This window comes from Frigoribacterium sp. ME-P-080, from assembly GCF_030209595.1.
GTDB lineage: Bacteria > Actinomycetota > Actinomycetes > Actinomycetales > Microbacteriaceae > Frigoribacterium.
Map to the genome: position 1 here is coordinate 227,902 of NZ_JARVRR010000001.1, position 12,055 is coordinate 239,956.

A 12,055-nucleotide genomic window follows, 5' to 3' on the forward strand; every position below is an offset into this window, starting at 1 on the left:
GGTGGAACCTCTTCTTCGTGTCACGACGCAGGACCGTCTCGTGGTCCGAACGGCTACGAGACGATGAAAATGCTGGTCAGATGGTGTTCGGCGGCGGCACCACGACGCTCTGCGGGCGCGCGGTGCGGTTCGACAGGCTCGCTGTCGAGAACGTGCGCAGCAGGTCGAGTTCTCCGTTGACGACGTTCGCCAGGCGCGCGACACCGGTGCGGATGGACTCGGGCGTCGGGTAGCAGAACGACAGGCGGATGTTCTGACGCCCGTCGCCGTCGGCGAAGAACGCCGTACCGGGGGTGTAGGCCACGAGTTCCTTCACCGCCCGGGGCAGCATGGCCTTCGAGTCGAGTTCGGCCGGGAGTCCGACCCAGACGAAGAAGCCGCCGTCGGGGACGTTCCACGTGAGCGACGGCAGGTACTCCCCCAGCGCGGAGATCATCGCGTCACGCCGTTCGCGGTACAGGCCACGGAAGGTCTCGATCTGCCCACGCCAGTCGGCCTGGTCGAGGTACTCGGTGATGACGAACTGCCCGAAGGAGTTCGGCGAGAGCGTGGCGGACTCGTTGGCGAGGATGAGCTTCTCGCGGATGGCGTGCGGGGCGAGTGCCCAACCCACCCGGAAGCCGGGTGCCAGCGTCTTCGAGAACGACCCGAGGTAGATGACGCCTTCGTCGTCGATCGAGCGCATCGCCTGCGGGGCCGGCTGGTCGAAGTAGAGCAGCCCGTAGGGGTTGTCCTCGAGGACGAGGATGCCGGCCGAGCGGCAGATCTCGAGGATCTCGACGCGTCGGGCCCACGTGAGGGTGACACCGGCCGGGTTGTGGAAGTTCGGGATCGTGTAGAGGAACTTGATGCGACCCCCACGAGCGGTGACGGCCGCGATGGCCTCTCGCAGGGCCTCGGGCACGAGCCCGTGCTCGTCCATCGGGACGTGCACGACGTCGGCCTGGTAGGCCTTGAAGACCCCCAGGGCGCCCACGTAACTCGGCGACTCGGCGAGCACGACGTCGCCCGGGTTCACGAAGAGGCGGGTGACGAGGTCGAGGGCCTGCTGCGAGCCCGTGGTGACGACGACGTCGTCGGCGCTGCCGCGGATGCCCTCCATCGCCATGATCTGCATGATGTGCTCGCGGATGGCCGGGGTGCCCTGGCCGCTGCCGTACTGCATCGCCATCGCTCCCCCGTCGGCCATGACCCGGTCGATGGCCCCCGTGACGAGTTCTCGGGGCAGGGCGGAGACGTACGGCATGCCGCCGGCCAGCGAGACGACCTCGGGGCGCGAGGCGACGGCGAACAGGGCTCGGACCTCGGAGGCGCTGAGGCCGGCCGTACGGTCGGCGTACGAGTCGTACCACGGGTCGAGGTTGGTGCCCTTGTCGCTCATCGGTGTCCCTGTTCTGTCAGAGGGTGAATCGGTCAAGACTATGCCCGTCCCGACCGGGGACGACGAGAGCCCGCCCAGCGTGTGCTGGGCGGGCTCTCGTCGTGGTGTCGGTGTCGACTACGCGATGAACTCCGCCAGGTCGGCCTCGAGGGCCGGCTTGGGCTTGGCGCCGATGACGGTCTTGACGACCTCGCCACCGCGGTAGACCTTCATGGCCGGGATCGAGGTGATCTGGTACTTCATGGCGGTCTGGGGGTTGTCGTCGACGTTGAGCTTGACGATCTCGATCTTGTCGCCGTGCTCGGCGGCGATCTGGTCGAGGATCGGCGAGACGGCGCGGCACGGGCCGCACCACTCGGCCCAGAAGTCGACGAGGATCGTCTTGTCGGAATTGAGGACGTCGGCCTCGAAGGACGCGTCGGTCACTGCTTTGGCGCTGCTCATGGTGTTCCTTTCGTCAGGGTGATCTGGGTTGGCTTCAGGAGGCGCGGGTCAGGCGACCACGGACTCGGACGTCTCGACGCCCTCGGCCGACCCGACGGTCTGCTCGGCCAGGAAGGTCTGGTCGAGCGAGGCCAGGTAGTGCTCGACGTCGAGCGCGGCGACGGTGCCCGAGGCCGCGGCGGTGGCCGCCTGCCGGTAGGTGGCGTCGATGACGTCGCCCGCGGCGAAGACGCCGGTCAGGTTGGTCTTCGAGCTGCGCCCCTGGACGGCGATCGTGCCGTCCGAGGTCAGGTCGACCTGGCCGTGGACGAGGTGCACGCGCGGGTCGTTGCCGATGGCGATGAAGAGGCCGTCGAGGTCGAGGTCGGTCGTGCTGCCGTCGACCGTGTCGGTCAGGGTGACGCCGGTGGCCTTCTCGCCACCGAGGATGGCCGTGACCTGCTTGTCGAAGAGGAACTCGATCTTGTCGTTGGCGTGAGCCCGGTCTTGCATGATCTTCGACGCGCGCAGGCTGCTCGAGCGGTGGATGACGTAGACCTTCGAGGCGAAGCGGGTCAGGAACGTCGCTTCCTCCATCGCGGAGTCGCCGCCGCCGACGACGGCGATCGCCTTCTCCTTGAAGAAGAAGCCGTCGCAGGTGGCGCACCAGCTGACGCCGCGTCCGCTCAGGCGCTCTTCGTCGGCGAGGCCGAGCTTCCGGTACGCGCTGCCCGTGGCGAAGATCACCGTGAGGCTCTCCTCGACGGTGCCGTTGCCGAGCGTGACCTTCTTGACGTCACCGGTCAGGTCGACGGCGGTCACGTCGTCGAGCAGCACCTCGGCGCCGAACTTCTCGGCCTGCTCCTGCATCTTGAACATGAGCTCGGGGCCCTGGATGCCGTCGGGGAATCCGGGGAAGTTCTCGACCTCGGTGGTCTTCATGAGTTCGCCGCCGGCCTCGACCGAGCTCGCGACGATGAGGGGGCGCAGACCGGCCCGGGCGGCGTAGATGCCGGCCGTGTAGCCGGCGGGGCCGGAACCGATGATGATGACCTGGCGCATGGGCACCTTCCTGGGGGGAGAACTTCACGAGCGGGAAGACGACCCGCGAGCGATGGCTCGTGCGGTCGGATCCCTCGATCGTCTGGTGGAACGCATCCTACCGACGGGGCATTCCCGCGGGCCTGGCAGCGGTCGCGGGGCCGCGACGGCCGCGGCGGCAGCCGTGACGGCTGCGGCGGCCGCCGTGACGGGTCAGCGACGCAGGAGGCGCGAGACGGCGGGTGCGAGACGTGCGGTCACCGGCGTGGTCAGCACCCGCAGCTCCGGGATGCGGGCGAACCAGAGCAGGGCGCCGTAGACCAGCCCCATGACGGCCCCGGCCACGACGACCGTCAGCACGCCCGGCACGCGACCGGACTGCGCGAACCCGTCGGCGGCGAAACCACCCAGGACGGTCACGACGACGAGGCCCACGGCACCGGCGACGAGCGAGAAGACGAAGAACTGGACGTAGCGGCGCAGCACCCAGCGGCCGTCGATGCCGCCCAGCCGCTTCTTGACGACGACGAGCGCGACCACGGCCTGGCTCGAGCCCGCGATCGAGGTGGTGATGGCGATCGCCATCGCGATGCGCTCGGGGGGCACCACGGCGGCCGAGATCGCGACGCCCGCGACGAAGATGCCCGACTGGACGAGCTGCAGGAAGAACGGCGTGCGCTGGTCGTGCATCGAGTAGAACACCCGCTGCACGATGAACAGGACGCTGAACAGGACGAGGCCGGGCATGTAGCCGAGGATGACCTCGGCGGTGCGGGTCGACCCGGCGAAGTCGACCTCGAAGAACCGCGCGAACGGGTAGGCCACGACGCACATGGCGACGGCGGCGAACACCATGAACATGCCGATGGCGCGGAGGGACTGCGACATGTCGGTGCGGACGGCCCGCAGGTCGCCGCGCGAGGCGTGGCCGCTCATGCGCGTGAAGTAGGCGGTGCCGATCGACACGGCGATGATGCCGTGCGGCAGCATGAAGAGCAGCCAGGCGTTCGCGAGGACCGCGTTCGACGCCCCCACCTCGCTGCCCAGGGTGGCGACGCGGCTCTGCACCAGCCCGGCCAGCTGGGTGACGAGGACCATGCCGAACAGCCAGCCGGCGGCCTTGCCGGTGGCTCCGAGGCCGACGCCTCGCCAGCGGAAGTCGGGGCGGAAGGTCAGACCCGCGCGGCGCCAGAAGAGCAGCAGGAACGCCGCCTGGGCCAGGACGCCGAGGGTGGCCGTGGCCGCGATGACGAAGATCCGGTCGCCGGTCCAGACGTCGACCGCGGAGTTCTCGACGGCGCCGCCGAACATCACGATGAAGACGACCAGGCCGGCGATGGCCACGACGTTGTTGAGCACGGGAGCCCAGGTGAAGGGCCCGAACACCTGCCGGGCGTTGAGCACCTCGCTCAGCAACGAGTACATGGCGTAGAAGAAGATCTGCGGCAGGCACCAGTACGCGAAGGCCGTCGCGAGGGCGAGTTGGTCCGAGGTGAACCCCGCCCCGCCGTCCGAGCTCTGCTGCGCGTACAGGCGGACGAGCACGGGGGCGAGCAGCGTGCCGGCCAGGCCGACGGCCGCGAAGACGATCGTGCCGAGGGTCACGATCTTGTTGATGAACCGCTGGCCCCCGTCGTCGGACGTCGCCGCCCGCACGATCTGGGGCACGAGGACGGCGCTGAGGAGGCCGCCCGCGATCAGCGCGTAGATGTTGTTCGGGAGCTGGTTCGCGAGGGCGAACGAGTCCGCCGCCCGGCTCGCCGACTGCCCGATCGCTGCGGCCAGCACGGCCGCCTTCACGAAGCCGAGGACGCGCGAGACCATCGTCCCGGACGCGAGGAGGATGCTGGCGCGACCGAGACCGCCCTGGTTGCTCACATGGACTCCTGGACGGGCGGCGAGGCGGCCGCATCGGGTGACGGGCCGTCGCCGGAGGACCGGGCCTCGTCGCGCGCCCTGCGGCGCTTGCGGAAGGTGCGATACAGGCCGCCGAGGAAGAGTGCGGCGAAGGCGACGCCGAAGATCCAGGTGATGGCGGTCTCCCACCCGGCCTGGACCGAGAGCGGGACGTCGACCGGGGTCGCGATCGCCACGCCCGAGAGGCTGACCAGCTGCAGCTGCACGGACACCGTGCCGTTGGCGACGGACTGCACGGGAACGCTGACCCGGGTCTGGGACTGCGGTTGGATCGTCACCTCGATGGGGCTGCGCTCGATCGAGAGGATGGAGTTCGACGGCGTCAGGTTCAGCATGACCGTCGCGACGGAGTCGGTCCGGTTCTCGAGGTAGAGGGGCAGGGCAGAGCGGTCCCCGAGGATGGCGATGGGCGAGCCCTGGACCACCGCCACGAGACCCGACGTCGCCGTCGCGTCGGCCACGGCGGAGGCGACCTCGGCGGGGAACCCGTCGACGTTGTCTCGCCAGGCGTGCGACGCCAGGGCCATCGTCCGCAGCCGGGCCGTCTCGGTGACGAACTGCGGTTCGGCGAGGGCCGTCGAGAAGTCGACGACCTTCTGGTCGGCGGAGACGAGTTCGCTCAACTGGCCGAGTCGGGCGTCGCTCTCGGGGCTGTCGACGACGGTCGCCGTCGAGGGGGTGCTCGCCAACGCGTCGGTCAGGGTCGCGCCGCTGACCCAGGGCAGGCCGTCGACGGCCTGGAGGGTGCGGGTGAGGAACTGGCCGGTCGACGGCCACTCCCGCTCGAGCGTCGTCAGGAGGGTGCGGGCGTCGCTCGGTCGCTCGTAGGCGACGGTGGCGACGGTGGCGGACAGCCGGGCCATCGTGGACTGCCACTCGGCGAGGGAGGTCGCCTCGGCCGCCTGGGTGACCAGCGTCGACAAGGGGTCGTCCGAGACGACGGCCGGGACGCCACCGACCGTGACCGCGGCGTTCTCGGTCGAGTCGCCGTCGACGTCCACGTTGCCGCTGGAGACGATGGTCGACGTGTACGGCCCGGCGGCGAACGTCGTGAGGTCGGCGGACACGACGGACGACTCCCGCGGCCAGACGACGTCGCGCTGGGTCCACGGGAAGTCGAGCAGTTGAGCGGTGGTCGGCAGCACCACGCCGTCGCCGGGCGTGGGCTCGGCGGTCGGCTCGGCGGTGGACCCGTCGCTCGGCAGGGCCGAGGGGTCGGACCCGGCGACGCCCGTGCCCGAGCCGTCGTCCGTGCCCTGGCTCGGGGCATCGGTGGGCGTGTCGGTCGCTGCCGGCATGCCCTCGAACCGGGCGGGGTCGACCAGGGTGTCGAGCGAGGTCACGGCCGGGACGGACGTGGCGCCGGCCTGACGCAGCCCCGCGACGTCGGCGTCGGCGTAGGCCAGGGGGAACATGTCGTTCGGCAGGGCCTGCAGTTCGGTGAGCCAGTCGACGGCGGACTGCGGGGCCTCGGTGCCGAGCAGGCGGATCGACGCGACGATCATCGGGTCGACGCCGAGGGTCGCGCCCGTGCCCGACACGGCGTCGAGCTCGCGTCGCAGCACCCCGCCGTCGGAGGTGTAGGCGGCGAGGGCGGAGGCGTCGAGGACGCCGGTCTCGCTCTCGGGCGTCGTGATCGGCACGGCGACCGCGACGCGGGTCGGCTGGAAGCTGTCGGCGGGGTACCAGACCACGCTGCTGCGGGTCTGCGCCACCTGGCTGCCCGAGGCGTCGAGCACGCGGGCCCCGAGCGCGCGTGCCCCGAAGGCGCGGCCGGTCAGGGAGAGGCGGTCGGCGGGAACCACGACGGTGTCGAGCGCCACGGACGACCCGGCGGTGACCGCAGGCACGTCGACCTGGACGAGCTGGCGCCCCAGGTAGTCGTCACCCGAGACGTCGTCGGGATCGAGCCACGAGGCGAGCTTGGACCGCGTGGTGAACGGTTCGCGGTCGAGGTAGATCCGGGCCTTCGTCGCCGCGAGGTCGCTGTCGCCGTCGTTCGTCACGGTGACCCCGAGGGTGAGGTCGTCGTCGGGTCGCAGCACGCCGTCGGAGGCCGGCTCGACGGTCATCGTGACGCCGTCGCCCGCAGGGGCGGACGCCGCTCGTGCCGCCGTGGCCGGCAGTCCCGCCGACACGACGAACACCGCCAACAGGGCGGCGATCACGGCGAAGAAGAGTCTCATAGGCGTCAGGTGTCGACGGCGACAGGGGCCGTTCGAGCATGCCGAGTCTAGGCAACGCCGACCAAGAAGCAGCGGCGAAGCGCCTGCAAGGGGGACGACGGGGTCGCGAGGCGCCGTCGGGGACTCAGCCCGCGCCTCCTCGGCTGTGGCAAGCTGTTTCGTCATGGACAGCGTCGCACGGGCCCTGCAGCGACTGGACGATCTGGCCGCCACCCCCCGCATCGAGAAGCTCGCCGCCGCGTTCGCTGCGGCCGGTCACGAGCTCGCCCTCGTCGGCGGTCCGGTGCGCGACGCCTTCATCGGCCGCCCGGTCAACGACCTCGACTTCACGACCGACGCCGACCCCGACGAGATCCTGGCGATCGTCGTCCCCCTGGCGGAGGCGCACTGGGACGTCGGCCGCGCGTTCGGCACGATCGCCGCCCGCGTCGACGGCGAGACCGTCGAGATCACCACGTACCGCAGCGACGTCTACGACGGCGAGACCCGCAAGCCCGTCGTCGAGTTCGGCGACACCCTCGAGGGCGACCTGGTCCGTCGCGACTTCACGGTCAACTCGATGGCGTTGCGTCTGCCCCAGCGTGTGCTCGTCGACCCGTCCGGCGGTGTCGACGACCTGCTGGAGGCGCGGCTCGCCACCCCGGGCACCGCGGTCGACTCGTTCCGCGACGACCCCCTGCGCATGATGCGGGCCGCCCGGTTCACGGCGCAGCTCGGCTTCACGGTGTCCGACGAGGTGCGCGAGGCGATGACCGCCCGGGCCGAGACCCTCTCGATCGTCTCGGTCGAGCGGGTCGCCGACGAGCTGTCGAAGCTGCTCAAGACCGAAACCCCCCGAGACGGTGTCCGGCTGTTGGTCGACACCGGGCTCGCCGACCATGTCATGCCCGAGCTCGCGGCCATGCGCCTCGAGGTCGACGAGCACCACCACCACAAGGACGTCTACGAGCACAGCCTCACCGTGCTCGACCAGGCCATCGGCTACGAGCGCGAGCGGCACCCGGGCGAGGCACCCGACCTCACGCTGCGCCTGGCGGCCCTGCTGCACGACTGCGGCAAGCCCGCCACGCGGCGCCTCGAGCCGGGCGGCGTCGTCACCTTCCACCACCACGACGTCGTCGGCGCCAAGCTCGCCAAGAAGCGGTTGAAGGCGCTGCGCTTCGACAACGACACCATCGGTGCCGTGTCCCGGCTGATCGAGCTGCACCTCCGGTTCTTTGGTTACACGGAGGGAGGCTGGACCGACTCGGCCGTGCGCCGCTACGTCCGCGACGCCGGTGACCAGCTCGAGCGGTTGCACATGCTGACCCGGGCCGACGTGACCACGCGCAACCGCCGCAAGGCCGACCGGCTCGGCTTCGCCTACGACGACCTCGAGGCGCGGATCGCCGAGCTGCGAGAGCGTGAAGAGATCGACTCGCTGCGGCCCGACCTCGACGGCGACGAGATCCAGCGCGTCCTCGGCATCGGCCCGAGCCGCGAGGTCGGCGAGGCCTACCGCTTCCTCCTCGAGCTGCGGACCGAAGAGGGGCCGCTGGGGGCCGAGGTCGCCACCGAGCGCCTGCTGGCCTGGTGGAACGCACGCGAGAGCGCTGGGGCGTAACCAGCCATTCGGGTGTCGACCCGCGCCTCCTCGGCTCTCGAGGGCCGGCGACCGCCGCCCTGGCATTGATTCAGGAGGCGCGCTCGGCTACGCTGGGAAGGTTGCGTCTGCCTCACGGCGGCGCCACGTCATGAACACCCTCCTGTCACAGACCGTCTGTGACCGTTAAGTCCGAAGGAGGTGGGTTAGTCATGCACCAGTACGAACTGATGGTCATCCTGGACCCCGAGATCGATGAGCGCACCGTCGCCCCGAGCTTGGACAAGTTCCTCAACGTCATCCGCAACGATGGCGGAACGATCGACAACGTGGACATCTGGGGACGTCGTCGCCTGGCCTACGAGATCAACAAGAAGACCGAGGGCATCTACGCCGTCGTCAACCTGACCTCGAACTCGGCCGCCACGGTCGAGCTCGACCGCCAGCTGGGTCTCTCCGAGGCCGTGCTGCGCACCAAGGTCCTGCGTGCCGAAGAGGCGATCGCCATGGTCGCCGCCGCCAAGAAGGTCAGCGACGAGAAGGCCGCCCGCAAGGCCGCCAACGCCGCTGCCGCCCCGGCTGCTCCCGCCGCCGAGAAGGCTGCCGAGTAGTCCGATGGCTGGCGAGACCGTCATCACAGTGGTGGGAAACCTCACCAGTGACCCCGAGCTGCGGTACACGCAGAACGGGCTCGCGGTCGCGAACTTCACCATCGCGTCGACCCCCCGCACGTTCGACCGCGCGTCGAACGAGTGGAAGGACGGCGAGGCGCTCTTCCTTCGTGCCAGCGTGTGGCGCGAGTTCGGCGAGCACGTGGCCAGCAGCCTCACCAAGGGCAGCCGGGTCATCGCTCAGGGCCGACTCAAGCAGCGCTCGTACGAGACCAAAGAGGGCGAGAAGCGCACCAGCATGGAGCTCGAGATCGACGAGATCGGCCCCTCGCTGCGTTACGCGACCGCTCAGGTGACGCGCGCCGCGTCCTCCCGCGACGGCGCTGCCGGTGGCGGCTCCTTCGGGGGCGGCAACGGCGGTGGCAACCGTGGTGGCCAGCCGGCTCAGGTCGGCGGCGGTCAGGCGCAAGAGCCGTGGGGTCAGCCCGCCGGCGGCCAGCAGGGTGGCAACACCTCTGGCGGCGACGTGTGGAACACCCCCGGTGGCAACGGCACCTACAACGACGAGACGCCCTTCTAGGCCTCGCCGTTCCCCTTTTAGTACTTCTTCATTCATCGAAAGTAGAAACCAATGGCTGGAAAGAGCAGCGGCGACCGCCGCAAGCCCCTCCGCGGTAAGGGCGGCAAGAACGCCGCGCCCGCGAAGTCGATCCGCGTCGGTGTCATCGACTACAAAGACGTCGCGACCCTGCGCAAGTTCATCTCGGAGCGTGGAAAGATCCGCGCCCGTCGCATCACCGGCGTCTCCGTCCAGGAGCAGCGCCTCATCGCCCGTGCCGTGAAGAACGCCCGTGAGATGGCGCTCCTCCCCTACGCCGGCTCCGGCCGCTGATCGGAAGGACCACCATGTCGAAGGTAATCCTGACCCACGAGGTCTCCGGCCTCGGTTCCGCCGGTGACGTCGTCGACGTCAAGAACGGCTACGCCCGCAACTACCTGGTGCCCCAGGGCTTCGCCGTGGCGTGGAGCCGCGGTGGCGAGAAGCAGGTCGCTCAGATCCGTACGGCCCGCGAGACCCGCGAGCTCAAGACGATCGAAGAGGCCCACGACCTCAAGCAGCGCCTCGAGGCCCAGAAGATCCGTCTCACGGTGAAGACCGGTGCCGACGGCCGTCTGTTCGGCTCGGTCCGCCCGGCCGACGTCGCCGACGCGGTCACCGCCCAGGGCGTCGCGACGATCGACAAGCGCAAGGTCGAGATCCCCACGACCATCAAGGTGACGGGTGAGCACGAAGCCACCCTCCGCCTGCGCGAGGACGTCATCGCGACGATCACGCTGACGGTCGTCTCGGCCAAGTAGCACCCCGGCGCCTCGGCGCCTGCTGTACGCGAGAGCGGCGGTCCCCCTCGGGGGCCGCCGCTCTTCTGCGTGCCCGGGGGTGCGGGCCTCGGCCGGGGGGCGCGACGAACCCCGTTTCCGAAGATGAACCCCGGTGCACCGTGGTTCATCGTCGGAAACGGGGTTCATCGGCTCGCCGGGAGGGGGTGGGCCGGGCCAGACGAGCGGGGGACGAGGAGGCGCGGGGGGACGAGGAGGCGCGGGACGGCTGGGTCGGGCACCGCGCCTCCTCGGGGGGGCGTCCTGTGTCGCGATGCACCTGGTCCCGAACGATGCACCCGGTTGCAACCGGGTGTTCGGTTCGAAACCAGGTGCAGCGGCAGGCATCACAGGTCGGCGTGGGCTCGCGTTGACAGGAGGGGGCGGCTCGTCTACTGTCGTGGAATCGGTTCCATGGAATCGATTCCACGCCGGGCGGACACCCTGCGACCCGCACCACTACGACGAGGTAGAGCCCGATGAACACCGTGACGATCAGGGACGTGGCGCAGCGCGCCGGCGTCTCGGCGGCGACGGCCTCGCGCGTGCTGTCGGGCAACCCGGCCACCTCCGCCGAGTCCCGGGCCCAGGTCGAACGGGCCGTGCGCGAGCTCGACTTCCGGCCGAACGCCCAGGCCCGTGCCCTGCGCTCGACCCGCTCCGACACGGTCGGCCTGCTCGTGTCCGACGTCCGCAACCCGTTCTTCGCCGACCTCGCCCACACCATCGAGCAGTCGCTGCTCGAACTGGGCTACGTCACCCTCCTCGGCAACGCCAACGAGAACCGCGAGCAGCAGGACCGCTACCTCGACACCCTCATCTCGCGCCGCGTCGACGGCGTCATCGTCGCCCCGCAGGGCACCGATTCCGCCAGCATCGACTCGCTGCTCGCCCGTGAGGTGCCGACGGTGTTCGTCGACCGCACGATCCCCGGCGTGGACGTGCCGAGCGTGACGACCGACAGCGTCCCCGGCATCCGGGCCGCCGTGCAGCACCTGGTCGACCTCGGCCACGAGCGCGTCGGGTACGTCGCGGGCCCGCAGAGCGTCTCGACCGGGCGCGAGCGACTCGAGGCCTGGACCGCGGCCGCCGCCGAACTCGGCCTCAGCACCGACCCCGACCTGGTCTACGTCGGCGACTTCCAGTCCGCCAGTGGCTCGGCCGCCGTGCACGCCCTGTTCGAGCTCGACGAGCCGCCGACCGCCCTGCTCGCGGCCGACAGCCTCATGGCCGTCGGCGCCATCGCCATGCTCAACCGGCTCGGCATGCGCATGGGCACCGACGTCTCGGTCGTCGCGTTCGACGACATCGAGTGGTTCTCGCTGCTCGACCCGGCCCTCACCGTCATCGCGCACAGCGTCGAGGAGATGGGCCGCATCGCCGTCCAGCTGCTGCACGAGGTCATCGACGGGCGCACGCCCGACTCGGTCGTGCTGCCCAGCGAACTGATCGTCCGCGAGTCGACGACCCGCGCCTCCTCGTCCCCCACGGACCCGACCGACCCCACCCCACCCCGACCCCTCGGCAGGAACTGACC

The 12,055-nt window shown here is 70.3% G+C and carries 11 protein-coding genes; 6 read left to right on the forward strand and 5 right to left on the reverse strand.

Features of this window, described 5'->3' with window-relative positions:
* Window positions 1-76: 76 nt before the first annotated feature.
* The 5 genes from QRN23_RS01140 to QRN23_RS01160 all read right to left on the reverse strand — a co-directional run bounded on the left by QRN23_RS01140 (window position 77) and on the right by QRN23_RS01160 (window position 6,948).
* Window positions 77-1,381, reverse strand: coding sequence for an aminotransferase-like domain-containing protein (locus tag QRN23_RS01140; RefSeq protein WP_277958885.1), 1,305 nt, complete (start codon window positions 1,379-1,381; stop codon window positions 77-79).
* A 117-nt stretch (window positions 1,382-1,498) separates the two neighbouring features.
* A complete protein-coding gene (trxA, locus tag QRN23_RS01145; protein WP_043595317.1) occupies window positions 1,499-1,825 on the reverse strand; it encodes a thioredoxin in 327 nt (108 codons plus the stop codon).
* A 48-nt stretch (window positions 1,826-1,873) separates the two neighbouring features.
* A complete protein-coding gene (gene trxB / locus QRN23_RS01150) occupies window positions 1,874-2,866 on the reverse strand; it encodes a thioredoxin-disulfide reductase (protein WP_123571099.1) in 993 nt (330 codons plus the stop codon).
* Window positions 2,867-3,058: 192 nt separating this feature from the next.
* Window positions 3,059-4,723, reverse strand: coding sequence for a murein biosynthesis integral membrane protein MurJ (gene murJ / locus QRN23_RS01155; RefSeq protein ID WP_056044245.1), 1,665 nt, complete (start codon window positions 4,721-4,723; stop codon window positions 3,059-3,061).
* Entirely contained in the window at window positions 4,720-6,948 is a 2,229-nt protein-coding gene (locus tag QRN23_RS01160) for a DUF6049 family protein (RefSeq protein WP_285062118.1), read from the reverse strand. Before QRN23_RS01160 ends, murJ begins: the two co-directional genes overlap by 4 nt.
* 163 nt (window positions 6,949-7,111) lie before the next feature.
* Between QRN23_RS01160 and QRN23_RS01165 the strand changes: the two genes are divergently transcribed.
* The 6 genes from QRN23_RS01165 to QRN23_RS01190 all read left to right on the forward strand — a co-directional run bounded on the left by QRN23_RS01165 (window position 7,112) and on the right by QRN23_RS01190 (window position 12,053).
* Window positions 7,112-8,551, forward strand: a complete 1,440-nt coding sequence (locus QRN23_RS01165) for a CCA tRNA nucleotidyltransferase (RefSeq protein ID WP_159828398.1) — start codon at window positions 7,112-7,114, stop codon at window positions 8,549-8,551.
* Between the two features lie 191 nt (window positions 8,552-8,742).
* A complete protein-coding gene (gene rpsF / locus QRN23_RS01170) occupies window positions 8,743-9,141 on the forward strand; it encodes a 30S ribosomal protein S6 (protein ID WP_054145729.1) in 399 nt (132 codons plus the stop codon).
* Window positions 9,142-9,145: 4 nt separating this feature from the next.
* Window positions 9,146-9,721 (forward strand): single-stranded DNA-binding protein, encoded by a 576-nt coding sequence (locus QRN23_RS01175; protein ID WP_043595325.1) that lies wholly within the window; start codon window positions 9,146-9,148, stop codon window positions 9,719-9,721.
* 51 nt (window positions 9,722-9,772) lie between these two features.
* The gene (gene rpsR / locus QRN23_RS01180) at window positions 9,773-10,033 is read left to right on the forward strand and encodes a 30S ribosomal protein S18 (protein WP_043595327.1); all 261 of its coding nucleotides are present in this window, start codon (window positions 9,773-9,775) and stop codon (window positions 10,031-10,033) included.
* Between the two features lie 14 nt (window positions 10,034-10,047).
* A complete protein-coding gene (rplI, locus tag QRN23_RS01185) occupies window positions 10,048-10,500 on the forward strand; it encodes a 50S ribosomal protein L9 (RefSeq protein WP_043595329.1) in 453 nt (150 codons plus the stop codon).
* A gap of 497 nt (window positions 10,501-10,997) precedes the next feature.
* Window positions 10,998-12,053 carry a LacI family DNA-binding transcriptional regulator gene (locus tag QRN23_RS01190; RefSeq protein ID WP_056044249.1) on the forward strand — a complete coding sequence of 352 codons (1,056 nt, stop codon included), beginning with the start codon at window positions 10,998-11,000 and terminating at the stop codon, window positions 12,051-12,053.
* Window positions 12,054-12,055: the final 2 nt, after the last annotated feature.

What these genes read in the sequence shown, in the direction of transcription:
- trxA (WP_043595317.1), bottom strand. Translation starts at nt 1,825, where the DNA reads ATGAGCAGCGCCAAAGCAGTGACCGACGCGTCCTTCGAGGCCGACGTC.
- QRN23_RS01175 (WP_043595325.1), top strand. Translation starts at nt 9,146, where the DNA reads ATGGCTGGCGAGACCGTCATCACAGTGGTGGGAAACCTCACCAGTGAC.
- rpsR (WP_043595327.1), top strand. Translation starts at nt 9,773, where the DNA reads ATGGCTGGAAAGAGCAGCGGCGACCGCCGCAAGCCCCTCCGCGGTAAG.
- rplI (WP_043595329.1), top strand. Translation starts at nt 10,048, where the DNA reads ATGTCGAAGGTAATCCTGACCCACGAGGTCTCCGGCCTCGGTTCCGCC.
- QRN23_RS01165 (WP_159828398.1), top strand. Translation starts at nt 7,112, where the DNA reads ATGGACAGCGTCGCACGGGCCCTGCAGCGACTGGACGATCTGGCCGCC.
- rpsF (WP_054145729.1), top strand. Translation starts at nt 8,743, where the DNA reads ATGCACCAGTACGAACTGATGGTCATCCTGGACCCCGAGATCGATGAG.
- trxB (WP_123571099.1), bottom strand. Translation starts at nt 2,866, where the DNA reads ATGCGCCAGGTCATCATCATCGGTTCCGGCCCCGCCGGCTACACGGCC.
- QRN23_RS01140 (WP_277958885.1), bottom strand. Translation starts at nt 1,381, where the DNA reads ATGAGCGACAAGGGCACCAACCTCGACCCGTGGTACGACTCGTACGCC.
- QRN23_RS01160 (WP_285062118.1), bottom strand. Translation starts at nt 6,948, where the DNA reads ATGAGACTCTTCTTCGCCGTGATCGCCGCCCTGTTGGCGGTGTTCGTC.
- QRN23_RS01190 (WP_056044249.1), top strand. Translation starts at nt 10,998, where the DNA reads ATGAACACCGTGACGATCAGGGACGTGGCGCAGCGCGCCGGCGTCTCG.